General features: G+C 69.0%; 24 protein-coding genes. 13 read left to right on the top strand and 11 right to left on the bottom strand.

Annotated elements, in window-relative coordinates; translation table 11 throughout:
• Nucleotides 1-25: 25 nt before the first annotated feature.
• Nucleotides 26-865, bottom strand: a complete 840-nt coding sequence (locus tag ACFC14_RS12540; protein WP_376104884.1) for a DUF3097 domain-containing protein — start codon at nucleotides 863-865, stop codon at nucleotides 26-28.
• 122 nt (nucleotides 866-987) lie between these two features.
• Between ACFC14_RS12540 and ACFC14_RS12535 the strand changes: the two genes are divergently transcribed.
• From ACFC14_RS12535 to ACFC14_RS12520, 4 genes are all read left to right on the top strand, one after another.
• Nucleotides 988-3024, top strand: coding sequence for a TPM domain-containing protein (locus tag ACFC14_RS12535; RefSeq protein ID WP_376104881.1), 2037 nt, complete (start codon nucleotides 988-990; stop codon nucleotides 3022-3024).
• Nucleotides 3025-3082: 58 nt separating this feature from the next.
• Nucleotides 3083-3826 (top strand): PspA/IM30 family protein, encoded by a 744-nt coding sequence (locus ACFC14_RS12530; RefSeq protein WP_029261911.1) that lies wholly within the window; start codon nucleotides 3083-3085, stop codon nucleotides 3824-3826.
• A gap of 65 nt (nucleotides 3827-3891) precedes the next feature.
• Nucleotides 3892-4695: an arginase family protein gene (locus ACFC14_RS12525; protein WP_376104878.1), complete on the top strand. Its 804-nt coding sequence runs from the start codon at nucleotides 3892-3894 to the stop codon at nucleotides 4693-4695.
• Nucleotides 4692-5135 (top strand): Fe-S oxidoreductase, encoded by a 444-nt coding sequence (locus ACFC14_RS12520; RefSeq protein WP_376104875.1) that lies wholly within the window; start codon nucleotides 4692-4694, stop codon nucleotides 5133-5135. The genes ACFC14_RS12525 and ACFC14_RS12520 overlap by 4 nt, the downstream gene beginning before the upstream one ends.
• Before the next feature lie 16 nt (nucleotides 5136-5151).
• On the opposite strand, the gene ACFC14_RS12515 is transcribed toward ACFC14_RS12520, so the two are convergent.
• The 3 genes from ACFC14_RS12515 to ACFC14_RS12505 all read right to left on the bottom strand — a co-directional run bounded on the left by ACFC14_RS12515 (nucleotide 5152) and on the right by ACFC14_RS12505 (nucleotide 6883).
• Nucleotides 5152-5622 carry an SIP domain-containing protein gene (locus ACFC14_RS12515; RefSeq protein WP_136043383.1) on the bottom strand — a complete coding sequence of 157 codons (471 nt, stop codon included), beginning with the start codon at nucleotides 5620-5622 and terminating at the stop codon, nucleotides 5152-5154.
• Nucleotides 5623-5696: 74 nt separating this feature from the next.
• Nucleotides 5697-6410 (bottom strand): tyrosine-protein phosphatase, encoded by a 714-nt coding sequence (locus tag ACFC14_RS12510; RefSeq protein WP_376104872.1) that lies wholly within the window; start codon nucleotides 6408-6410, stop codon nucleotides 5697-5699.
• Nucleotides 6407-6883, bottom strand: a complete 477-nt coding sequence (locus ACFC14_RS12505; RefSeq protein ID WP_136043385.1) for a carboxymuconolactone decarboxylase family protein — start codon at nucleotides 6881-6883, stop codon at nucleotides 6407-6409. Before ACFC14_RS12505 ends, ACFC14_RS12510 begins: the two co-directional genes overlap by 4 nt.
• Before the next feature lie 117 nt (nucleotides 6884-7000).
• Here ACFC14_RS12505 and ACFC14_RS12500 point away from each other — a divergent pair, with 117 nt between their 5' ends.
• From ACFC14_RS12500 to ACFC14_RS12475, 6 genes are all read left to right on the top strand, one after another.
• Nucleotides 7001-7981 (top strand): alpha/beta fold hydrolase, encoded by a 981-nt coding sequence (locus tag ACFC14_RS12500; protein ID WP_376104868.1) that lies wholly within the window; start codon nucleotides 7001-7003, stop codon nucleotides 7979-7981.
• 93 nt (nucleotides 7982-8074) lie between these two features.
• On the top strand, nucleotides 8075-9595 hold the full coding sequence (locus ACFC14_RS12495; RefSeq protein WP_376104865.1) for an ABC transporter substrate-binding protein: 1521 nt from the start codon (nucleotides 8075-8077) through the stop codon (nucleotides 9593-9595).
• A 17-nt stretch (nucleotides 9596-9612) separates the two neighbouring features.
• On the top strand, nucleotides 9613-10563 hold the full coding sequence (locus ACFC14_RS12490) for an ABC transporter permease (RefSeq protein ID WP_376104862.1): 951 nt from the start codon (nucleotides 9613-9615) through the stop codon (nucleotides 10561-10563).
• Complete coding sequence (locus ACFC14_RS12485) at nucleotides 10560-11429, top strand: ABC transporter permease (RefSeq protein ID WP_136043389.1); 870 nt, start codon at nucleotides 10560-10562, stop codon at nucleotides 11427-11429. The genes ACFC14_RS12490 and ACFC14_RS12485 overlap by 4 nt, the downstream gene beginning before the upstream one ends.
• A complete protein-coding gene (locus tag ACFC14_RS12480; protein WP_376104858.1) occupies nucleotides 11426-12217 on the top strand; it encodes an ABC transporter ATP-binding protein in 792 nt (263 codons plus the stop codon). Before ACFC14_RS12485 ends, ACFC14_RS12480 begins: the two co-directional genes overlap by 4 nt.
• The gene (locus ACFC14_RS12475; protein ID WP_376104855.1) at nucleotides 12214-13023 is read left to right on the top strand and encodes an ABC transporter ATP-binding protein; all 810 of its coding nucleotides are present in this window, start codon (nucleotides 12214-12216) and stop codon (nucleotides 13021-13023) included. Before ACFC14_RS12480 ends, ACFC14_RS12475 begins: the two co-directional genes overlap by 4 nt.
• 121 nt (nucleotides 13024-13144) lie before the next feature.
• Here ACFC14_RS12475 and ACFC14_RS12470 read toward each other — a convergent pair whose 3' ends face one another.
• The 5 genes from ACFC14_RS12470 to ACFC14_RS12450 form a co-directional block, all read right to left on the bottom strand.
• Nucleotides 13145-13756, bottom strand: coding sequence for a GNAT family N-acetyltransferase (locus ACFC14_RS12470; RefSeq protein WP_376104852.1), 612 nt, complete (start codon nucleotides 13754-13756; stop codon nucleotides 13145-13147).
• Nucleotides 13757-13827: 71 nt separating this feature from the next.
• The gene (locus ACFC14_RS12465; RefSeq protein WP_376104849.1) at nucleotides 13828-14100 is read right to left on the bottom strand and encodes a hypothetical protein; all 273 of its coding nucleotides are present in this window, start codon (nucleotides 14098-14100) and stop codon (nucleotides 13828-13830) included.
• A 148-nt stretch (nucleotides 14101-14248) separates the two neighbouring features.
• On the bottom strand, nucleotides 14249-14815 hold the full coding sequence (locus tag ACFC14_RS12460; protein WP_376104847.1) for a hypothetical protein: 567 nt from the start codon (nucleotides 14813-14815) through the stop codon (nucleotides 14249-14251).
• 39 nt (nucleotides 14816-14854) lie between these two features.
• Nucleotides 14855-15574 (bottom strand): uracil-DNA glycosylase, encoded by a 720-nt coding sequence (locus ACFC14_RS12455; RefSeq protein ID WP_376104844.1) that lies wholly within the window; start codon nucleotides 15572-15574, stop codon nucleotides 14855-14857.
• Between the two features lies 1 nt (nucleotide 15575).
• On the bottom strand, nucleotides 15576-16358 hold the full coding sequence (locus ACFC14_RS12450; protein WP_376104841.1) for an SDR family oxidoreductase: 783 nt from the start codon (nucleotides 16356-16358) through the stop codon (nucleotides 15576-15578).
• 195 nt (nucleotides 16359-16553) lie between these two features.
• On the opposite strand from ACFC14_RS12450, the gene ACFC14_RS12445 reads away from it, so the two are divergent.
• From ACFC14_RS12445 to ACFC14_RS12435, 3 genes are all read left to right on the top strand, one after another.
• Complete coding sequence (locus ACFC14_RS12445) at nucleotides 16554-17876, top strand: bifunctional o-acetylhomoserine/o-acetylserine sulfhydrylase (protein ID WP_376104838.1); 1323 nt, start codon at nucleotides 16554-16556, stop codon at nucleotides 17874-17876.
• A 129-nt stretch (nucleotides 17877-18005) separates the two neighbouring features.
• Entirely contained in the window at nucleotides 18006-18938 is a 933-nt protein-coding gene (locus ACFC14_RS12440) for an endonuclease/exonuclease/phosphatase family protein (protein WP_376104835.1), read from the top strand.
• 97 nt (nucleotides 18939-19035) lie between these two features.
• Nucleotides 19036-20241 carry a homoserine O-acetyltransferase gene (locus ACFC14_RS12435; RefSeq protein WP_376104833.1) on the top strand — a complete coding sequence of 402 codons (1206 nt, stop codon included), beginning with the start codon at nucleotides 19036-19038 and terminating at the stop codon, nucleotides 20239-20241.
• A gap of 10 nt (nucleotides 20242-20251) precedes the next feature.
• Here the strand turns inward: ACFC14_RS12435 and ACFC14_RS12430 are convergent, their stop codons facing one another.
• The gene (locus tag ACFC14_RS12430; protein ID WP_376104831.1) at nucleotides 20252-20863 is read right to left on the bottom strand and encodes an NUDIX domain-containing protein; all 612 of its coding nucleotides are present in this window, start codon (nucleotides 20861-20863) and stop codon (nucleotides 20252-20254) included.
• A gap of 9 nt (nucleotides 20864-20872) precedes the next feature.
• A complete protein-coding gene (locus tag ACFC14_RS12425; RefSeq protein WP_376104828.1) occupies nucleotides 20873-22102 on the bottom strand; it encodes an MFS transporter in 1230 nt (409 codons plus the stop codon).
• Nucleotides 22103-22107: the final 5 nt, after the last annotated feature.

Here is a 22107-nt window from a genome sequence, read left to right as displayed (position 1 = left end):
TCCCTGCGCCCCGTGGCGGCGGCGTTCAGCCCGCCGGGGCCGTGACGAAGTCGATGAGCTCCTCCACGCGGCCGAGCAATGCAGGCTCCAGGTCGCGATAGGTGGTCACCTTCGAGAGGATGTGCTGCCACGCGCGAGCGATGTCCGCCTGCGTCTCGTGGGGCCACCCGAAGGCACGGCAGATCCCGACCTTCCATTCGATACCGCGCGGGATCTCGGGCCATTTCGCGATGCCGAGAGCACGCGGGGTGACGCACTGCCAGACATCGATGAACGGGTGTCCGACGATGCGGAGGTGTCGACCGTGCGGGCCGCGCGCGATGGCCTGCGCGATCCTGGTCTCCTTGGAGCCCGGCACGAGATGGTCGACGAGCACGCCGTACCTGCGGGTGGCGCTGGGCGGCTCGGCGGTCAGCAACTCGTCGAGCAGGTCGACGCCCTGCAGGAACTCGACGACCACACCTTCGACGCGCAGATCGGCGCCCCAGACCTTCTCCACCAGCTCGGCATCGTGCCGGCCCTCGACGAGGATGCGGCTGGGCAGGGCGACACGCGCCCGCTGGTCGGCGACGACGAACGATCCGGATGCTGTGCGCCGCGGCCCCTGTTCCTTCGCGGCTGGAACGACGAGCCGCACCGGAGCGCCGTCGATGAGGAAGCCGCCGCCGAGCGGGAACAGCCGTCGGCGGCCGAGGCGGTCCTCCAACTCGACGGTGCCGCCCTGCACGCGGGTGACCGCTCCGCAGAAGCCGTCATCCGCGACCTCGACGACCAGATCCGCCTCCGCCGCGACCTGCGGCACCTTCTTCGCGCCGCGGTCGCGCCAGCCCGTCGCCAGCACATCCGAACCGTACATGTCGTCCATGCCTTCCAGCGTATGTGCCTCCGCTGAGGGCGAACGGCGAACCCGCCGCTGGTGCTGTCGCGTGTCGGGCTCTGTGCATAGACTCATGGCATGGGGCTCGGCTGCCGGTCGGAGGGAACACGATGACGAAACGGTGGCTCACGCTGGCCGCACTCGCGCTGGCCGCCGTGGCAGGAGCGTTCACCGCGTCCGCCGCATCCGCCACCGATCCGCTCACTCTCGATTCCGGATACGTCACCGACCAGGCCGACGTGCTCAGCGCCGATGAGGAAGCCACTGTCGAGGCCCGGCTCGAGGAGCTGACCGCCAACTCGAACGCCGACCTGTTCGTGGTGCTCGTCGACGACTTCACCAACCCGAGCGACAACGTCAAATGGGCCGACGCCGTCGCCGACAGCAACAACCTCGGCAGCGAGCAGTACCTGCTCGCGATCGCCGTGGACGGCCGCAGCTACTACATCTCGGCAGCGCCCGACGGGCCGGTGAGCTTCGACCAGCTCGACACGATCGAAGACAAGATGGTTCCGTTTGCCGCCGACGGCGACTGGGTCGGCGCGATCACTCTCGCCGCCGACGAGATCCAGGGAGACGGCGGCGCGGGCGCGCTGCGCACCGTGCTGATCGTCGTGGCGGTCATCGCCGCCGCTCTCCTCATCTGGCTCGTCATCGCGCTGGTGCGACGCGCGCGGCGCAACGCCGAGATCCGCAAGCGCGGCGCGATGCCGGAGACACCCGACCCCGCTGATCCGTTCTCCACCCTCACCGACGAGCAGGTCGAGACGCAGGCAGGACTCGCACTCGTGCAGGCCGATGACGCCATCACCTCGAGCAAAGAGGAGCTCGGGTTCGCGGTCGCGCAATTCGGCGAGGGCGCCACCGAGGAGTTCACTCGCGTCGTCGACGCGGCGAAGGCCAAGATCGCCGAGGCGTTCGACCTCAAGCAGAAGCTCGACGACGAGATCGAGGACACGATCCACGATCGCCGGGCCTGGCACATCCGCATCATCCGGATCGCCGAAGAGATCGATGACCTGCTCGACGACAACACCGAGGCGTTCGACGCGCTCCGAAAGCTCGAGCAGAACGCACCGCAGGAACTCGAGAGGGTCCGCGGTGAACGCGCGGCACTGAACCCCGTCCTCGCCTCTGCCGCGCCGGCGCTGTCCACTCTGTCCGCGACGTACGATCCGGCAGCCCTCACCACGGTCGCCGACAATCCCGCGCAGGCACAGGAGCGTGCCGACCTTGCCGACCGCTCGATCGAGGCGGCCGCGCAGGCGATCGCGGCGGGCCGCTCGGGCGAGGCCGCCTTCGCGATCCGCACCGCCGAGCAGTCGGTCGCACAGGCCGCCCAACTCGCCCAGGCGGTCTCGACCCTGGGCGCCGAGCTGGCCGCCATCGAGACCCAGTCGCAGGCACTCGTCACCGAGCTGCAGGCCGACCTCGCCGCGGCACAACAGCTGCCCGACGCGACCGGCGCGATCGCGTCGGCTTCCTCTGCGACCGTGCAGCAGCTGCAGCTGGCGCAGGCCGACCTCGCGAGCACGAAGCGCAATCCGCAGCGGGTGCTCGAGGCGCTCAGCGCTGCGAACGCGCAGATCGATGCGGCGATCGCCCAGGGCAGAGAAGGCGTCGAGCGCTCCCGCCGCGTGCAGCAGATGCTCGAGCAGACGCTCGCGCAGGCGAATTCCGAGATCCGCGCGGCGCGCGAGTTCATCGAGACCCGCCGCGGCACGGTCGGTTCGACCGCACGAACCAGGCTCGCCAACGCCGAGGCCAGCCTCACGCAGGCCCTGAACCTCCGCGCCACCGACCCCGAGGCGTCTCTGGCCGAGGCCAACCGCGCACTCGCTCTCGCCGGCCAGGCCACGTCCGCCGCGCAATCCGATGTCCAGGCATACAACCCTCCCGGCTACGACAGCGGCTGGGGCAGCCCGTTCGGCGGCGGCTCTTCTTCCGGCGGCTCCGGAATCGGCGGCGACATCCTCGGCGGCATCATCGGCGGGCTCCTCGCCGGTGGCGGCGGCGGCTCATCGCGCCGGAGCGGCAGCAGCGGCTGGCGCTCCTCCGGGGGCGGGGGTTTCCGCAGCTCCGGTTTCGGCGGCGGAGGATCCCGCGGCGGCGGCCGCAGCGGTCGATCCGGAGGTAGACGCTTCTGATCCCCCACACAGACACATACGCCAAGCTCTCGAAGACGCCCTCTGAAAGGAATCACGCATGACCAAGCAGTCCATCTTCGGACGTATCTCGACCCTCGTCCGCGCGAACATCAACTCCCTCCTGGATTCCGCGGAAGACCCGCAGAAGATGATCGACCAGCTCGTTCGCGACTACACGAACAGCATCGCCGACGCCGAATCCGCGATCGCCGAGACCATCGGAAACCTGCGACTCCTCGAGCGTGACCACGAGGAAGACGTCCAGGCCGCAACCGAGTGGGGCAACAAGGCCCTCGCCGCCAGCCGCAAGGCCGACGAGATGCGCAAGAGCGGCGACGCCACGGATGCCGACAAGTTCGACAACCTCGCCAAGATCGCCCTGCAGCGCCAGATCAGCGCTGAGCGCGAGGCGACCGGCGCCGAGCCGCAGATCGCGGCGCAGACCGAGATCGTCGACAAGCTCAAGAGCGGCCTCAACGGCATGAAGGACAAGCTCGTCGAGCTGAAGAACAAGCGCAGCGAGCTTCTCGCGCGCGCCAAGGTCGCCGAGGCGCAGACCAAGGTGCAGGACGCTGTGGGCTCGATCAACGTGCTCGACCCCACCAGCGAACTGGGTCGGTTCGAAGACAAGGTCCGCCGCCAGGAGGCCATCGCCCAGGGAAAGATCGAGCTCGCGGCGTCGAGCCTCGACGCACAGTTCGAGAGCCTGGAAGATCTCGGCGAGCTGACCGAGGTCGAGGCACGTCTGGCTGAGCTCAAGGCCGGCGGCAGCGCTCCCCGTCAGGCCATCGAAGGCAACTGACACCACCAGCGGATGTCCCGGGCCGTGCGCCCGGGGCATCCGCACTCGTCTTCTGGGAGGCACCCATGGTGCGATTCCTCGTCATCCCGCAGTGGCAGGGCTCACCCGCACCGCGCGCGATGCTCCTCGTCGACGGTGCTGGAGCCATCGCCGGAGACCTCCCCCGGGCGGCGACGACCATGCTGGAGGTTCCGGTCGAGGCCGGCGAGTCCCTCGGCACCGGGGTCCGCCGCCTGAGCGCGCTCATCCGCACACGCGAGCTCACGCACGGGCACATCGATGCGGACACGGTCGTGATCGGCGGCGACTGCAGCGTCACTGTCGCCGCGATCGGTGCCCTCCCGGGTGGCACGGATGACCTCGCCGTCGTGTGGTGCGACGCCCATGCCGACCTGCACACTCCCGAGACCTCCCCTTCCGGAGCATTCTCCGGAATGGCGTTGCGCGCTCTGCTCGGCGAGGGCGAGGAGCAGCTCGTCCTCTCCCCCGCGATCTCCGCCGACCGGGTGGTCACCGTGGGCGTGCGCAATCTCGATGACGCCGAGGTCGCCCCGCTCGAGGGCCTGACGAACCTCTCCGTCGACGACCTCGAACGGCCCGATGCGCTGCTCGACGCGGTCAGAGCCACCGGGGCATCACGGGTCTGGGTCCACATCGACGTGGATGTGCTCGATCCCTCCGACTTCGCCGGTGTGTCTTCCTCCGTGCCGTTCGGGCTCTCCCCCGCGGCCCTGAGCACCGCGATCCGCGCGCTGCGCGCCGAGATCCCACTGGCCGGTGCGACGATCGCCGGCTTCGCTCCTCGAACGCCGGCTGATGCCGTCGACGACCTCGGGGCGCTGCTCCGGTTGGTCGGAGCCGTCGCATGAGCACGGTTGCGGACTGGCGCTCTGCCGCCGACGAAGCGCTGGCCCGCGGGCGGCGCTTCGATCGCCGGATCCCCGCGTTCCTCCTGCGTTCGCCGATCAGTCGCCTCGGTTATGCCTGGGGTACGGCCGTCGGCTGGCTCTGGGGCTCGCTGTGGAGCACCGGACCCGTCGAGCGACGGGCCGGACTGTGGATCTTCCGGGGCATGCCGACGTGGACCTTCAATCGCGGTGGGGTGTGCGTCGGCGGGTGCTTCCTGACCGGTGACGCCCGCCCGAGTGATGCCGTCCTACGCCACGAAGCCGTGCACAAGGAGCAGTGGCTCCGCTACGGCTTCCTGATGCCCGTGCTGTATCTGTTCGCCGGCCGGGATCCGCTGCGCAACCGCTTCGAGATCGAGGCGGGGCTGGAAGACGGCAACTACGTGCGCCGGTCTCGCTGACGCCGCGCTCGCGTGATCAGCGGTCGGCGGGAAGCAGACCGAAGCGCTCGGGCGCGTGGATGAGTGCGGGCGAGATCTCCAGCGCGCTCGTCAGGTGCTCGACGATGTCGGCGGTGCCGAGGTAGCCGCCGAGCAGCGTGACACGCGTCTCGATCTCGTCGTCGCACATCATCTCGTCGGCCCACGCGCAGGTCGCACGCGCCAGGGCCTGACCGGGGGCACAGGCACGACCGCTGCCGGGAGCACCGGAGCGCTGCTCGCGCGCGAGCCACGTGACCGTCATCCGTCCCGGAGCCTCGATCACGCCGATGTCGGCGACCGAGGGCACCTCGATGAAGATGCGTCCGGACGCGCACAGCGGCAGCGTCGTCAGGAACACCTCGAGCTCGGTGAGGGACTGTTCGTCCGCCGTCACCAGATGGTGCGCGCGCTGACGTGCCGCGCGGCGCGCTGCGCGCGTGCTGCGAGTCTCGAGCGAGGTGTTCATGATGCTCTCATCGTACACCAAGTGAAGGCTTGCCTAACCTTCGTCGCGCGAGGAGCAGGCAGGCGTGACGCGGGCTACTCCACCGGCTCGACGAGCACGGACGTCAACGCGGCGAGCTCCGCCTCGGTCATCCCGTTGGCACGCAGGTAGCCCACCGCCGAACCCCAGCGCTCATCGACCTGCTCCAGCAGACTCCTCATCACCGAGGCGGGCGACTGCGTCGCGAGAGCCACCGCGTGCACCGCTTCGGGGTGCTCGGCGCGCAGATACGCGGCGATGCGCCGCGAGCGTTCCGCCGGCAGCTGCGACTCCGTGAGCGCATAGTCGGCGATCACGGCTTCGCGATCAGCTCCGACGGCGGAGAGCGCGAGCGCCACTGTCACCCCGGTGCGATCCTTTCCGACCGTGCAGTGCACCAGCGTGGGCTCCCCCACAGCGATGATGCGGATGGCCTCGACCAGCCGCTCTCCACTCTCCTCGAGCAGATGCAGATAGAGGTCGTCGAGGCTCGTGTCGGCTTCGAAGAACGAACGGACCGACCCCAGGAACAGCGGGAGATGCGTGGTGTCCGGCCCCTCGATCTCGGTGGGCTCGGCTGCGACCTCCTCGCCGTCGCGGAGGTCGACGATGTGCTGCACCTTCGCGCGGAGCGCGGCCGCTCCTCTGGTCGTGGCCCCGGAGAGCTGGCCTGACCGCAACAGGACACCCGCGCGGATGCGGCCGCCCGACGCCGGCATACCGCCGACATCTCGGACGTTGGTGACGCCGTCGACCTCGATGATCGTCATGCCTGAGCCTGTGGCGTCCGCGGGGGAACCGGGTAGCGTCCGGCGATCACGACACGGTTGAACGCGTTGATGGAGACGCATGCCCAGCTGAGGGCCGCGTACTCCTTCTCGGTGAAGACGCTGCCGACCAGGTCGTACACCTCGTCGGACACCCCGTCCTCGGAGATGAAGGTGAAAGCCTCGGCGAGTTCGAGCGCCGCGCGCTCCCGCTCGCTGAACACGCCGCTCTCGCGCCAGGTCGGGATCTGGGTGAGCGTGTCGGTGTCGATGCCGGCGGCGACAGCCCGGTCGACGTGGATACGGGCGCAGTACGCGCAGCCGTTGAGCTGGGAGCAGTGGATCATGACGATCTCTTTGAGACGATCGTCGATGCCGTTCGCCGCGCAGATCTGCCCGACGGTCTTCGAGAACGCATCGAGCGCCTGATACGCGGTCGGCTCGGTCTTGGAAAGGTGCACACGCGTCTCACTCATGACTCCATGATATTCGGCGGTCGCGCTCACGGTCTCGACGGGCTTCGATGACGTGGAATGCACAATGCCAGAACCGAAAGGCAAAGTTTCACCAGAATGACATTCGATACTCGGACGATGCTTGGCACATTGCTCCCGCATTTCTCCTGCGTCGTCGCGGAGGAGCAGAATATCCACGTGGCGATCGACATCAGCGAGTTCAGCTATCTTCCCGCACAGGCCGAAGCGCTCGGCGTTCCCCTCCCGGAGGTGGAGCGTCTCACCCTCCCCCTCTCCGACGGACGCTCCCTGAGCGCTCTGCGGTTCGGCGGAGACGCGCCCCGGGTCACACTCCTGCACGGCGCGGGCCTGAACGCGCACACGTGGGACACGACGTCTCTCGCGCTCGGGCTGCCGCTGCTCGCGATCGACCTGGCCGGCCACGGCGACTCGTCCTGGCGGGACGACGTCGACTACACCCCGCGCACCCTCGCACGCGATGTCGCCGAGGCACTCGACGCGTGGACGACGCAGCCGCAGGTCGTCGTAGGGCAGTCGCTCGGCGGACTCACGGGTGCCGCCCTCGCGGCCTCTCGCCCTGATCTGGTCGCCGAGCTCGTGATCGTCGACATCACCCCCGGGATCGATGTCACCGCCGGACCGGCGGCGCTGCGCGAGTTCTACGCCGGTCCCACGGACTTCGCCTCCCGGGACGAGCTCGTCGACAAGGCGATCTTGCTCGGCTTCGGCGGCAGCCGTCCCGAGACCGAACGCGGTGTGTTCCTCAACACCCGCGTGCGCCCCGACGGTCGCGTGGAGTGGAAGCACCACTTCGCACACCTCGCCGCACACGCCCTCGCCGCGCACGACCCCGGGTCGGCCACCGCGCCGTCGGTCCTGCACGAGACCGGATGGGACGACCTGTCCGGAGTCCGCGCCCCGATCACCCTCGTCCGCGCCGCCCGCGGTTTCGTCAGCGAGGCCGACGCCGCGGACTTCCAGCGGCGAGTGCCCGCGGCCCGCGTCGTGACCCTGGACGCGACGCACAACGTGCAGGAGACTGCCCCGGTCGAGCTGGCCGGCCTCATCGCGACAGCATCCGCCGCTCGCGGAATATGACGTTCCGTTCCACACCCGACCCGCACCCCGCCACGCAACTCTAGGCTCGATCCAACGGCACACAGCAACTGCCGCACCGAGAGGAATCGCCCCATGTTCCGACGCACCCGACGTCTCGCGCTGATCTCCGCGCTCGCGGCCACCGCCGTCATCCTCAGCGCCTGCGCCGGCTCCCCCGCGCCCAGCCCTTCCGAGAGCGCCGGCGAGCCCGACCCCGACGCGACCCTGCACGTGGGACTGGTCCTCGAACCGACCAACCTCGACATCCGGCACACCAGCGGCGCGGCTCTCGAGCAGATCCTCATCGACAACATCTACGAGGGCCTGGTCACCCGCACGCAGGACAACGAGATCGAAGGGCGTCTCGCCTCGGACTACGAGGTCTCCGACGATGGCCTGACGTACACGTTCACCCTCGGTGAGGGGATCCTCTTCCACGACGGCACCCCGCTCACCTCCGCCGACGTGGTGTCCTCCTACGAGACCGTGCGCACCGACGCCACCGTGCAGGGGAACGCCGACTTCGCAGCGGTCTCGTCGATCACGGCTCCGGATGCCACCACGGTGCAGATCGGGCTCACCGAGCCGAACCAGAACTTCCTGTTCGCCCTGACGGGCCCCGCGGGGCTGGTCTTCAAGACCGGCGACACCACCGACCTGAAGTCGGCCGAGAACGGCACCGGGCCGTTCACGCTGACCCGCTGGAACAAGGGCAGCACGATCACCTTCGCCCGCAATGACGACTACTGGGGAGACCCGGCCGGCGTCGCGCAGGTCGAGTTCCAGTACATCCCCGACTTCACGGCCGGCGTCAACGCCGCACTCGCCGGCGACGTCGATGTGCTCACGGCGGTCGACCCCAACCTCGCGCCGCAGCTCGAGGACTCCGGCGACTTCGCGCTCACGAAGGGCCGCACCACCGACAAGGCCACTCTGGCCTTCAACAACAAGAAGGCGCCGCTCGACGACGTCCGCGTGCGTGAGGCACTCCGACTCGCCATCGACCACGATGCGCTGATCGAGGCCGTCGGTGCCGGCACGACGCTGTTCGGTCCGATCCCCGAACTCGACCCCGGCTACGAAGACCTGTCGGACGTGATCTCGTACGACCCGGAGAAGGCCAAGGAGCTGCTCGCCGAGGCCGGCCAGGAAGACCTGGAGCTCACCCTCACGATCCCCGCGTTCTACGGGACGACGGTGCCCAAGGTGCTGATCTCCGACTTCAAGAAGGTCGGCGTCTCCCTCGACGTCAATTCGGTCGAGTTCCCGACCTGGCTCGAAGACGTGTACACGAACAAGGACTACGACCTCAGCTTCGTGCTGCACGTCGAGCCGCGCGACTTCGGCAACTTCGCCAACCCCGACTACTACTTCGGTTACGACAACGCCGAGGTGCAGGACCTGTACTCCAAGGCTCTGGCCGAGGTGGACCCCGACAAGTCCGCCGAGCTGCTGGCTCAGGCCGCGCGCATCGTGTCGGAGGACCACGCTGCCGACTGGCTGTACAACGGCGAGACCATCACGGCCGTGGCACCGATCGTCGCCGGATTCCCCGAGGACTCGATCAACTCCCGGATCAACCTCGCCGGCGTGACCGTCTCCGCAGAGAAGTAGCAAGCGGTCACCCCTCCGTGATCCGCTACGCGCTCGTCCGAGGAGCCCTGCTCATCGCAGGGCTCCTCGTGTCGAGCGTGCTCATCTTCCTCACCCTCCGGGTCTTCCCGGGAGATGTCGCTCAGCTGATCGCCGGCACGCAGGCCTCCCCCGCCGAGGTCGATGCCCTTCGGGAGTCGCTCGGGCTGAACCAGCCGCTGCTCGCGCAGTACACCGACTGGATCGGCGGCATCTTCCGGGGCGACCTCGGCACCTCGCTGCTCTCTGGCGCCTCGGTGGGCGAGGAACTGCTGCTCAAGGCCCAGGTCACCGTGCCCCTCGGCATCATGTCGCTGCTCATCGCCGTGCTCATCGCGGTGCCGTTCGGGATCCTCGCCGCCCTCCTGCGCGGCCGCCGCACCGGCACCACCCTCAGCGTCGGCGCCCAGACGCTGGCCGCCGTGCCCGTCGTGTGGGCCGGCATGATGCTCATCGTCGTGTTCTCGGTCTGGCTCGGCTGGCTTCCGCCGCAGGGATTCCCCCGCACCGGCTGGTCCACGCCCGGGCGGGCGATCGAATCGCTGCTGCTCCCCGCGCTGACGATCGGCGTGGTCGAGGGCGCCATGCTCATGCGCTTCGTGCGCAGCGCGACCCTGCAGGCCGCCGGACAGGACTTCGTCCGCACGGCAGCGGCGAAAGGGCTGACCCGCACGCGCGCGCTCATCCAGCACGGTATCCCTGCGGTGGGACTGTCGATCATCACGGTGCTCGGACTCCAGGTCGCCGGGATCATCGTCGGATCCGTGGTCATCGAGCAGCTGTTCACCCTCCCCGGCATCGGACGGATGCTGGTCGCCGACGTCGGCACCCGCGACCTCATCAAGGTGCAGAGCGAACTGCTCGTCCTCACCGGCTTCGTGCTGGTGGTGGGCTTCGTCGTCGACCTGCTGCACCGCGCCATCGATCCTCGACAGCGAGAGGCCGCATGACGCCGCGCTGGCTCGGCCGACTCTGGGGCACCCCGACGGGGCGCTTCGGGATCATCGTCGTCGTCGTGATCGCCCTGACCGCGATCGTGGCGCTGTTCTGGACCCCGTTCGACCCGCAGGCGTCGGACATCGGCGACCGCTGGCTGCCGCCGAGCTGGCCGCACCTGCTCGGCACCGACGACACCGGCCGCGACATCCTGAGCCTGCTGATGGCGGGCGCGCGCACGACGGTCTTCGTCAGCGTCGGCGCGGGAATCGTGGCCACGCTCGTCGGCATCGCCCTGGCAGCCCTCGGCGCCCTCACCGCGCGGTGGATGCGTGAGACCGTCGCGGTGCTCGTCGACATCCTGATCGCCTTCCCCGTGCTGCTGATCGCCATGATGATCTCGTCCGTCTGGGGCGGGTCGCTCTGGGTCGTGATCTGGGCCGTGGGGATCGGCTTCGGCGTGAACATCGCCCGTGTCACCCGACCCGAGCTGCGCCGGGTGCAGCAGAGCGACTTCGTGCTCGCCGCCCGTGCCGCTGGCCTCACACCGACGCAGAGTCTCGTGCGGCACCTGCTGCCGAACGTCGCCCCCGTCTTCATCGTGCAGCTCTCCTGGTCGATGGCCGTCGCCGTGCTCGCCGAGGCCGGTCTGTCCTACCTCGGATTCGGCGCATCGGTGGTCGAGCCGAGCTGGGGACTGCTGCTCGCCGACCTCCAGCGCTACATCGGCGTGCACCCGCTGTCCGTCATCTGGCCGGGGCTCGCCATCACGATCACCGTGCTCGCGCTCAACCTGCTCGGAGACGGGCTCCGCGAGGCGACCGATCCGACCCTGCGGCACCGCGCCGCCGAGGTCCACACCCCGGGAGTGGTCGCATGAGCCTGTCCGTGCGGGATCTGGTGGTCGAGATCGACGGGCGCCGCGTCGTCGACGGGATCTCGTTCGAGGTACCCGACGGCGCGCGGCTCGGGCTGATCGGTGAATCCGGATCCGGCAAGTCGCTCACCGCCCTCGCGGTCCTCGGGCTGCTCCCTGACGGCGCGACCGCGAGCGGCAGCATCCGCTGGAACGGCACCGAGCTGATCGGGATGCCGGATCGGGAGCTCGCGAAGCTCCGCGGGGACGACATCGGCATCGTGTTCCAGGAGCCCCGGACTGCACTCAACCCCATCCGGACGGTGGGGAGGCAGATCGCCGAATCCATCCGCATCCACGAGGGGCTCGGCCGTCGGGAAGCCCGGGAACGCGCGATCGCGGAAGCGGCACGCGTACGGCTCCCCGATCCCGAGTCGATCGTGGACCGGTACCCGCACCAGCTCTCGGGCGGTCAGCGCCAGCGCGTCGCGATCGCCATGGCACTCGCCTGTCGTCCGCGGCTGCTCATCGCCGACGAGCCGACCACCGCGCTCGACGTCACGATCCAGGCCGAGATCCTCTCCCTGCTGCTCGCGCTCGTCGCCGACGAGGGGATGTCGCTCGTGTTCATCACGCACGACCTCGCCGTGCTCGCGCAGGTCGCGACCGAGGGCGTGGTGCTCGAGCACGGACGCGTCGTCGAGGCCGCCCCCGTCTCGACGCTGCTGTCGACTCCTGCCTCGCCGGTCACCCAGGGCCTGCTGCGGGATGCGACTGCGACTCTCTGGCGCCCGAACGGCGGTGCCGCATGAGTCTGATCGTGGCACGGGGACTCCGCCGCGACTTCGTCGTCCCGAAGCGGACCGCGTTCGAGCGCACCCGCACGCAGACGGCGCTGGCGGAGACCGACCTCGATGTCGTCGAGGGCTCGTCGGTGGGGATCATCGGCGAGTCGGGATCGGGGAAGTCCACGCTCGTGCGGCTGCTGCTCGGTCTCGACCGCCCCACGTCCGGGACCGTGTCAATCGACGGACGCGCCGTCGACGCTGCGGCATCTGCGAAGTCGCTGCATTGGCTGCGGCGGGAGACGGGGCTGGTCTTCCAGGATCCGTACGCGTCGCTCGACCCGCGGATGACCGCCGGTCAGATCGTGCGGGAGCCGCTGTGGGCGCTCGGCATCGAGGGAGACCACCGGGCGCGAGTACGCGAAGTGCTGGCGCAGGTCGGGCTCGAGCCCGAGATGGGCGACCGCTATCCGCACGAGTTCTCCGGCGGCCAGCGCCAGCGGATCGCGCTCGCACGGGCGATCGTGCACCGCCCTCGCATCCTGGTCGGCGACGAGCCGCTCTCCGCCCTCGACGTGACGGTGCGCGCGCAGATCCTCGAGCTGCTGATCGAGCTCCGTCGCACGACCGACCTCACGCTGCTGCTGGTGTCGCACGACATCGGCGTGGTCCAGAACCTGTGCGACGCGGTCGTCGTGATGAAGGACGGCCACATCGTCGAGCGGGGTTCGACTCAGGATGTGCTGCTGCACCCCACGGAGGACTACACGAAGACGCTGCTCGCGGCGATCCCGGTGATCCCGGCCGCACCCCCTCGCGCCTCCCGCGACTGAGCCGCCGCGACCCGCGAGGTCGAGCCACCCTCTTGCGTGCGAACAGCCCCCTTGCGTGCGCACGGAAAGGGGTGGTTCGCACAGAAAGGGGTGAGTCGGGGATCGGTGAGAGGATGCGTCGTCAGCGCGCGCCGAAGAGCCTACGACGGCGTCCGGTCGGCTTGAGCACGCGCCGCATGTACACCGTGCCGAGGTCGCGGCCGAACTTGTAGCCGACCCGGCCCATGCGGCCGGCTTCGACGAAGCCCAGCTTCTCGTGCAGTCGGATCGACGCCTCCGCACCGCTGTCGCTGATCACCGCGACCATCTCGCGGAGGCCGATCTGCTCGCAGGCGTCGATCAATGCCTGCAGGAGCGCCGCGCCGAGCCCCTTCCCGCCCGCGCCCGGTCCGAGGTAGATCGAGTCCTCGACCGTGTACTTGTAGGCGTTCTTGCCGGCCCAGGGCTGCGCGAGCGCGTATCCCATGACCACGCCGGCCGGCGACACGGCGACGAGGAACGGCAGTTCCAGGCGAGTGAGCAGCGCGTACTTGTCACGCCAGTACGGGATGCTGCTGCGCCGCTCATCGAGCGTCACCGCCGAGTTGCTCACGAAATGGTTGTAGATCTCGCGGACGTGAGGCAGGTCAGCCGGACGCGCTGCACGGATCGTGTACGAGAAGACCTCGGGCGCGACCTCGGGGCGGAGGTGGCGCGGGAGGACACGGCGGCGATCCCCCGGTTCGAACTGCATGCGCTCAGCCTATTGGGAGCACGTTCCGCGGCGGAAGATCCGGACTTCTGGGTGCCGCAGGCGCGATCACGCTAATGATGTGTGAACCGCCACGGCGACTCGGGGTCGATGACTTGCACCTCATCTTCACCGGTTCGGAAGAGATACGAATCAGCCTCTTTCTCTTGCGGCAGGGGGCACAGTTCCACGACGAACTCCGCCAGAAGCGCAGATACCCGCTCGCTCACTTCGGTTCGATCGCCCCAGAACACCAGGACATCAGTCGGATGCGGTGGATCGAGCACGGCGAGCTCCGGGTTGAACGTCACCTCGATCAAGACGTCTTGCGACCGCGACTCGGTCACGAACTTCAGGTAGAAAGGCCCCCAGTCCGCACTGCGAGAAAAACCGATGGCACCACCAGCGAGGATAAGAAGAACGTGGCCGGCCCGAGTCTCCTCGCTCTCTCGGCGAGAGCCTGCTCGCGTATCGACCTAGCGCGCGGCCCATTCCTCACGAGCTAGGCCGCCAGGGCGGCGCGATCTCGCGTCCGGCGCCATATCCGCGATACAGGCGTACCTGTTCGCCTCTCACTGTGACATCCACAAACGGCGTCCGCAGAAAACGAGTACGTCCACCGTGTCCGCCCGCTCGGACATACTGCAATCCGATCGCGACTCGGCGCCGCAGTTGCTCCTCCTCATCCGCCAATGACTGTCGAAGTTCATGTTCGTCATCAGCCGACAAGACATCCTCGTCGATCTCGTCCAGGAAGTAAGTGTCGTCAAGACTCAAGGAATATAGATTGCTCGCAATTCGGGCGATGCAGGCGACGCGATCGCCACCGAGGCGCGATCTTAGCCAAAGCCTCGCCGCTGTCTCGTCCGCCATAACAACGGCGTCGACATTCTGCTCCCCCTCAATCATCGACGCCAGGAGTGAAGCTATATCTTGGTTTGAACGCGCGACAGTCATCTCATCCACCTCCCCTGCTTCCATACTGTCCTGCCCATCGGATTGCACCTGAGGCTCCCTTGCCATGCTCTCAATGAAGATGCCACGGTTGGATGTTCTATCCACGCGCGGACAATTTTTCCAGTGCTTCTCCTGCGCTCCGAGCTAGATCAAGCGCTCAGCCTCCGCAGGCTCGCCGCCCACCCGCCAGTCGATCGCCTCCGCACCCTGCTCCGCGAGGAGCGCATTCACGCGGGAGAACGGGCGGGAGCCGAAGAAGCCGCGGCTGGCAGACAGCGGAGACGGGTGGGCCGAGGCGATGATCGGCGTCGAACCCAGCATCGGCTGCAGGCTCGCGGCATCCTTTCCCCACAGCACGGCGACGAGCGGCTGATCGCGGGCGACGAGCGTCCGGATCGCGAGTTCGGTGACCTTCTCCCACCCCCACCCGCGGTGCGAGGCGGCGGCACCCGGGCGCACGGTGAGCACACGGTTGAGGAGGAGCACGCCTTGATCGCTCCACGCGGTCAGGTCGCCGTGGGGTGCCGGCGGGATGCCGAGATCGCTCTCGCGCTCCTTGTAGATGTTGGCGAGGCTGCGCGGCAGCGGCCGCACGTCACGATCGACCGCGAACGACAGACCGATCGGGTGACCGGAGGTCGGATAGGGATCCTGTCCGGTGATCAGCACCCGCACATCGGCGAGTGGCCGCTGGAAGGCCCGGAGCACGTTCTCACCGGACGGCAGGTACCCGTGCCCGGCCGCCTGCTCGGCGCGGAGTCGCTCGCCGATCTCCGTGATGGTGTCCTGTACCGGAGCGAGCGCCTCCGCCCACCCCGCGTCGATCCGCCCGTCGGCAGCGAGCTCGGCGAGAGACGGCGCCACGTCAGTCGATGGAGCGCACGCGCAGCGGACCGCGCGCGAGCAGGTGCTGCGCGGACTGCGCAACCGGGCGCATCGTGATCAGGTCGAGGTTGACGTGTCCCGGCGACTCCAACGCATAGGCGATCACGTCGGCGACGTCTTCGGCGAGAAGAGGCGCTTCGACGCCGGAGTACACGGCCTCGGCGGCGGCGACATCTCCCCCCAGGCGGTTCAGCGTGAACTCCTCGGTGTGGACCATGCCGGGCGCGACCTCGACGACGCGGATCGGCTCGCCGTTGAGCTCCTGACGAAGGACCTTCACCAGCATGCCCTCGGCGGCCTTCGCGGCGTTGTACCCGGCGCCGCCCGCATACGCCGACTGCGCAGCGGTCGAGGTGACGAAGATCGTGTCGGCGTGGCCGTCTGCCGCCGCAGCCCGACGCAGCAGCGGAAGCAGTCCGGCGACGAGGCGCTGCGTCGCCAGCACGTTGGCATCGAACATCCACTGCCAGTCGTCGACCGACGCGTCCTCGATGCGGTCCGTGCCCCGGGCCCCGCCGGCCACCTGCACGAGCGCGTGCACCGGGCCCGACGTCGCGAGCTCCGCGACCAGCGCATCGACGGCGGCCGAGTCGGTCAGGTCGCACGCGACGGCCGAGGCCCCGGTCTCTGCGGCGAGCGCGGACAGACGGTCCTCGCGCCGGGCGACCCCGACGACATCCCATCCCCGCGCCCGGAGTGCGCGCACCGTTGCTGCGCCGATTCCCGAACTCGCACCTGTCACCACTGCACGTCTGTTCACCATGCCTCCACCGTACGATGTTCCGCCGGGAATGCGCAGACCCGCACGGGGCTGTCGCGGAACCCTTCTCCCGCGTGATTCCGGGCCTCCACCGTGTTACGTCACATTTCCCGCTTGTTGTTGACACGGACCGATCTTCCGTACTCTCGCTGCAACGGCATTCGCCATCCGACCTTCCGACCACTCCTGGGGGAAAACATGTCCGCACCTGAGTCCTGGCGCTTCGAGACCAAGCAGGTCCACTCCGGCGCTGCCCCCGACCCGGTCACGAAGGCCCGCGCCACGCCGATCTACCAGACCACCTCCTACGTGTTCGACAGCGCAGACCATGCGGCGAACCTCTTCGCCCTCGCGGAGTTCGGCAACATCTACACCCGCATCCAGAACCCGACGCAGGACGTGCTCGAGCAGCGCCTCGCCGCTCTCGAGGGCGGCACCGGCGCGCTCGTGCTCGCCAGCGGCCAGGCTGCCTCGACCTTCGCGATCCTCAACATCGCGCAGGCCGGCGACCACTTCGTCGCCTCGAGCTCGATCTACGGCGGCACGTACAACCTCTTCAAGTACACGCTCGCCAAGCTCGGCATCGAGGTCACCTTCGTCGAGAACCAGGACGACGCCGAGGAATGGCGCCGCGCGGTCCGCCCGAACACCAAGCTGTTCTTCGCGGAGACCATCGGCAACCCGCAGATCAACATCCTCGACATCCGCGCCGTCGCCGACATCGCGCACGAATCCGGCGTCCCGCTGATCGTCGACAACACGATCGCGACCCCGTACCTGATCCGTCCGTTCGAGTTCGGCGCCGACATCGTCGTGCACTCCGTCACGAAGTTCCTCGGCGGACACGGCACCACCATCGGCGGCGCCATCATCGACGGCGGAACGTTCGAGTGGTCGAAGAACGTCGACAAGTTCCCGGGCCTCACGGTTCCGGACCCCTCGTACCACGGCGCCAGCTACACCGCCGCGGTCGGCGACCCGCTGGCCTACATCATCAAGGCCCGCGTGCAGCTGCTGCGCGACCTCGGCTCGGCCATCGCACCGCAGAGTGCCTGGAACCTGATCCAGGGCATCGAGACCCTGTCGCTGCGCATCGAGCGTCACGTGCAGAACGCGCAGGAGATCGCGGAGTGGCTCGACAGCCGTGACGACGTCGCGTCCGTCAACTACTCGGGTCTGCCCTCCTCGCCCTGGTACGCCAAGGCGAACGAGTACGCCCCCAAGGGCGTCGGCGCCGTGCTGTCGTTCGAGCTCAAGGGCGGAGTCGAGGCCGGACGCGAGTTCGTGAACAGCCTGTCGCTGTTCAGCCACCTCGCCAACATCGGCGACGTGCGCTCGCTCGTCATCCACCCCGCGTCGACGACCCACGCGCAGCTCACCCCCGAGCAGCAGCTCACCGCGGGCGTCACGCCGGGCCTCGTCCGCCTCTCCGTGGGTATCGAGAACATCGAGGACCTGAAGGCCGACCTCGACCAGGCTCTCGCTGCGGCACGCGCCGTGTCGGAGGCTGCTCGCGCCTGACGCACAGCACAGTACTGAGGATGCCCCGGACCGCGCGGTCCGGGGCATCCTCACGTTCGCGGCAGGGTCACCATCCGGCCGAACCACAGGCGGCTCCGTCGAGAATGGGATCCCCACCGTGAGGATTGCATGATCGACGTCGCACACCGAGCACCGCTCGCCCGCCGAACCACGACGCGCCGTGCCCGCCGTCTCGCGATCGCCGGCATCATCGTGCTGATCCTGGTCGCGTGCGGCTGGATCCCCGGCGTGATCGGTACCGCTGTCGCCGCCGTACTCCCCTGGCTCGGGCTCGTCATCCTCGCACTCCTCGTCACCGCGTTCTTCCTCGCGCGGCGCGTGAGCGTGCTCCTCCTGGTGCCGGCACTCCTCTGGATCCTCGCGATGGTTCCTGCGCTCCCCGCCCTCCCGGCACCGGCCAGTGCGGAGGAGGAGCTCACGATCGTCAGCCAGAACGTGCGCGCGCACTCCGGGAGCGCCGCCGCCTCCGCCACAGAACTCGCGCAGAGCGAGGCGGATGTGATCGCCCTCACCGAACTCGACGGCGACAGCCTCTCCGCCGCGAGCGGGGTGCTCGCCGACGCCTACCCGCACTCCTACACGGTCGGCACGGTTGCCCTGTGGAGTCGATACCCCCTGACGAGTGCCGAACCGCTCACGCTCGGGCTCAGCTGGAAGCGCGCGCTCCGCGTCGAGGTGCAGAGCCCCGCGGGCCCGGTCGCCGTCTACGTGCTGCACGCCGCATCCGTGCGTCCAGGGCAGCAGCAGGACCGCGACACCATGCTGCACGGCATCGCCGAGCAGGTCGCCTCCGACGAGGCCACGGCACTCGTCGTCGTCGGAGACTTCAACGCCCCGTCGACGGACCCGGCCCTCGCCGCGCTGCGTGCGGAGGCCGACTGGGCACGGCCAACCGACGGAACGCTCGGATTCACCTGGCCGGCCGCGTTCCCGCTCGTCCGGATCGACCAGGTGTTCGTCCGCGGAGTGGACGTCGTCGCCTCGGGCACGCTGCGCACCGGGAACAGCGACCACCTCGCCACGATGACGCGCGTGCGCTGAGTCCTGCGCCCCTGGCCCGAGCCGCGGCGCCGCGGATGGCGCGACACCGGGTCGTAACCTGCCGCCGACGGGTGCTCGACCAGGCGACAATGGAGGGATGGACTGGCAGACGACCTCCGAGGACACGGTGCCGTCGGCACCCGTGACGGAGGCCGACGTCCGGCTGCTCCGTGCCCGCCCACCGGCGACCGGCGCCTGGCGCGACGGCGACCCGGTCGGCGGCAGGCGTTTCGCCGCGTTCGGCGCCTTCTCCACCGAGAGCGGTCAGGAGCTGCCGGGCATCCGCATCGCGTACGAGTCGTGGGGTGAGCTGAATGCCGCTCGCGACAATGCGATCCTCGTGCTGCATGCGCTCACGGGCGACAGCCATGTGCGGGGGCCCGCAGGATCCGGGCATCCGACCGTGGGGTGGTGGGAGGACATCACCGGTCCCGGTGCGCCGCTCGACACCGACCGTTGGTTCGTCATCGCTCCGAACATGCTGGGCGGCTGCCAGGGATCGACCGGTCCGGCGAGCGTCGCCCCCGACGGCTACGAATGGGCATCGCGGTTCCCGTACCTGACGATCCGCGACCAGGTGGCGGCGCAGGTGCGGCTCGCCGATGCGCTCGGCATCGACAGCTGGGCCGCGGTCATCGGCGGATCCATGGGCGGCATGCACGCCCTCGAATGGGCAGTCACACATCCGGAGCGCGTCGAGCGCCTCGCCGTGCTCTCCTCTCCCCCGGTGACCACCGCCGACCAGATCGCGCTGAACACGGTGCAACTCGAGACGATCCGCATGGACCCGCGGTTCCAGGGCGGCGAGTACTACGACCTCGGAGACGGCGACGGCCCGCACCGTGGACTGGCGCTGGCACGGCGGATGGCGCTGCTGAACTATCGCAGCCCCATCGAGCTGAACCAGCGCTTCCAGCGGTCGTGGCAGTCGGATGTCTCACCTCTCGGTCACGGCGGACGCTTCGCCGTGGAGTCGTACCTCGATTTCCACGGCAACAAGTTCACCCGTCGCTTCGACGCGAACAGCTACATCACGCTCGTCGAGGCCATGAACTCGCACGACGTCGGTCGCGAGCGCGGCGGAGTCGAAGAGGCGCTGCACGCCGTCACCGCCACCACCCTCGTCCTGGGCATCGACAGCGACCGGCTGTTCCCCGTCGACGGACAGCAGCGCATCGCCCGCAGCATCCCGAACGTGATCGACGGAGAGGCGGTGGTGGTGTCCAGCGACTTCGGGCACGACGGCTTCCTCATCGAGACCGACATCGTCGGCGCGAACCTGCGGCGGCTGCTCGAGAGCTGATCCGCTCGGCTCACGCCGGGAGGAACCGCCACGGCAGCTCGGCCGCCTCGAGACGCCCCTGCTCCCACGCGAACGCCTGCGCGGCACCCGAGCCCACGACGCGCGTCCGGAACAGCTGCACGGCACCGCCCGAAGAGAGAGCGGATGCCGCGTCGGTGAAGGCCGACAGCTGATGCAGCGTCATCCAGGTCGGCGGGTAGAGCATCCACTCCCCTGCACCGTGCCGCGCCAGAGCTTCGGCGGGAAGGACCCACACGAGCTCCGCCACCTCGTCCTCCGAGGGTGAGGGGTCAGCCGCCGGGGCCGCAGCGAGGAAGAACCAGGTATGGATGCGCGTGGGCACCTCGACCGGCGGATGCCATTCGGAGAACGCCACCAGCTCTTCGACGACGACCCCGACCTCTTCGTAGGTCTCCCGGATCGCCGCACGACGCGCGTCCTCGACCTCCTCGTCGCCGCCGCGTCGATCGGCCGGTTCGACCTTGCCGCCGGGAAAGACCCACGCACCGGCGAACGATCCACGATCGGGCCGACGCATCAGCAGCACCTCGAAGCCGGGATCGGCTGCGCGCAGCAGGACGACCGTGCCGGCGACGGGCAGGGAATGCGGGAGCGTGCTCACCCCGTCACTCTACGACGCGACCCGCTCCACGACTTTGGGACGACGCGCTTCCGCGCGGTACGACAGCAGTGCGATCAGCAGCCCTGCCACAGCAAGGGCGGCTCCGGTCCACGCCGGCGCCGTGAAGCCCCACCCTGCCGCGATCACGAGGCCACCGAGGAAGGCACCCAGGCTGTTCCCGATGTTGAGGGCGGAGTGGTTCATCGCCGCGGCGATCGACTGGTTGTCTTCCGCCACATCCATCAGACGCGTCTGGATCGTCGGGCTCAGCACCGACGACACGAACCCGACCACGAACACGAGAAGCCCCAGACTCACGATCCAGAACGACAGCACGGCGAGCAGGGCGAACACCACGGCCATCGCGGCGAGCCCGAAGAGCAGCGTGCGGCGCAGGTCGATGTCGGCGAGGTGGCCGCCGACGAGGTTTCCTGCGGTCATCCCGAGACCCATGAGCACCAGGACGATCGGCACGGCCCATTCCGGCGAGCCGGCGACCTCGGTCACCAGCGGCGCGATGTAGCTGTAGACGGCGAAGAAGCCGCCGAAACCGATCGCCCCCACGCCGAGCGTGAACCACACCTGCGGGATGCGGAAAACCCGGAGCTCCTGACGCATCGTGCGTCCGGGGTCACCGGGATGCTGCGGCACGAACAGCGCGATGAAGAGTGTCGCCACGGCGAACACCAGTGCGACGACCGCGAACGCGGCGCGCCAGCCCCACTGCTGCCCGAGGAACGTGCCGAGCGGCACACCGACGACGTTGGCGACCGTCAACCCCGTGAGGATGAATGCCACGCCCTTGGCACGGTTGCCCGGACCCATGACGTCGGCCGCGACCAGGGCGCCGATGCCGAAGTACGCGCCGTGCGGGAGCCCTGCCAGGAACCGGGAGGCGGCGACGAGTTCGAACGTGGGCAGGACCACGGTGAGCGCGTTGAAGACGGTCAGAGCGAGAGCCAGGACGATCATGACCCGGTGCCGCGGGAAGCGAGCGACGAAGCCGGCGATGGTCGGCGCACCGACCACGACGCCCAGCGCGTACAGCGAGATCAGCCAGCCGGCCTGGCTGAGCGCCTCCTCCTGGCTCGTGGCCCAGAGCGAGGGCAGCAGGTCGGCGGCGATGTTGGGCAGCAGGCCCATGACCACGAATTCGGTCATGCCGATGCCGAAGCTGCCGATGGCGAGAGAGAGGAGCGCCCACTTCGCCGCACCCCTCGATTCAGTCGAGGGATTCACCGGTA

Origin of the sequence: Microbacterium sp. NPDC055988 (assembly GCF_042269505.1) — a bacterium.
Lineage (GTDB): Bacteria > Actinomycetota > Actinomycetes > Actinomycetales > Microbacteriaceae > Microbacterium.
The sequence above is the reverse complement of the archived record's forward strand: the minus strand, read 5'-3'. Positions and strand labels throughout refer to the sequence as shown.

What these genes read in the sequence shown, in the direction of transcription:
- ACFC14_RS12520 (WP_376104875.1), top strand. Translation starts at nt 4,692, where the DNA reads ATGAGCACGGTTGCGGACTGGCGCTCTGCCGCCGACGAAGCGCTGGCC.
- ACFC14_RS12510 (WP_376104872.1), bottom strand. Translation starts at nt 6,410, where the DNA reads ATGACGATCATCGAGGTCGACGGCGTCACCAACGTCCGAGATGTCGGC.
- ACFC14_RS12540 (WP_376104884.1), bottom strand. Translation starts at nt 865, where the DNA reads ATGGACGACATGTACGGTTCGGATGTGCTGGCGACGGGCTGGCGCGAC.
- ACFC14_RS12525 (WP_376104878.1), top strand. Translation starts at nt 3,892, where the DNA reads ATGGTGCGATTCCTCGTCATCCCGCAGTGGCAGGGCTCACCCGCACCG.
- ACFC14_RS12505 (WP_136043385.1), bottom strand. Translation starts at nt 6,883, where the DNA reads ATGAGTGAGACGCGTGTGCACCTTTCCAAGACCGAGCCGACCGCGTAT.
- ACFC14_RS12495 (WP_376104865.1), top strand. Translation starts at nt 8,075, where the DNA reads ATGTTCCGACGCACCCGACGTCTCGCGCTGATCTCCGCGCTCGCGGCC.
- ACFC14_RS12485 (WP_136043389.1), top strand. Translation starts at nt 10,560, where the DNA reads ATGACGCCGCGCTGGCTCGGCCGACTCTGGGGCACCCCGACGGGGCGC.
- ACFC14_RS12435 (WP_376104833.1), top strand. Translation starts at nt 19,036, where the DNA reads ATGGACTGGCAGACGACCTCCGAGGACACGGTGCCGTCGGCACCCGTG.
- ACFC14_RS12470 (WP_376104852.1), bottom strand. Translation starts at nt 13,756, where the DNA reads ATGCAGTTCGAACCGGGGGATCGCCGCCGTGTCCTCCCGCGCCACCTC.
- ACFC14_RS12500 (WP_376104868.1), top strand. Translation starts at nt 7,001, where the DNA reads ATGCTTGGCACATTGCTCCCGCATTTCTCCTGCGTCGTCGCGGAGGAG.
- ACFC14_RS12475 (WP_376104855.1), top strand. Translation starts at nt 12,214, where the DNA reads ATGAGTCTGATCGTGGCACGGGGACTCCGCCGCGACTTCGTCGTCCCG.
- ACFC14_RS12480 (WP_376104858.1), top strand. Translation starts at nt 11,426, where the DNA reads ATGAGCCTGTCCGTGCGGGATCTGGTGGTCGAGATCGACGGGCGCCGC.
- ACFC14_RS12535 (WP_376104881.1), top strand. Translation starts at nt 988, where the DNA reads ATGACGAAACGGTGGCTCACGCTGGCCGCACTCGCGCTGGCCGCCGTG.
- ACFC14_RS12440 (WP_376104835.1), top strand. Translation starts at nt 18,006, where the DNA reads ATGATCGACGTCGCACACCGAGCACCGCTCGCCCGCCGAACCACGACG.
- ACFC14_RS12530 (WP_029261911.1), top strand. Translation starts at nt 3,083, where the DNA reads ATGACCAAGCAGTCCATCTTCGGACGTATCTCGACCCTCGTCCGCGCG.
- ACFC14_RS12445 (WP_376104838.1), top strand. Translation starts at nt 16,554, where the DNA reads ATGTCCGCACCTGAGTCCTGGCGCTTCGAGACCAAGCAGGTCCACTCC.
- ACFC14_RS12515 (WP_136043383.1), bottom strand. Translation starts at nt 5,622, where the DNA reads ATGAACACCTCGCTCGAGACTCGCAGCACGCGCGCAGCGCGCCGCGCG.
- ACFC14_RS12450 (WP_376104841.1), bottom strand. Translation starts at nt 16,358, where the DNA reads ATGGTGAACAGACGTGCAGTGGTGACAGGTGCGAGTTCGGGAATCGGC.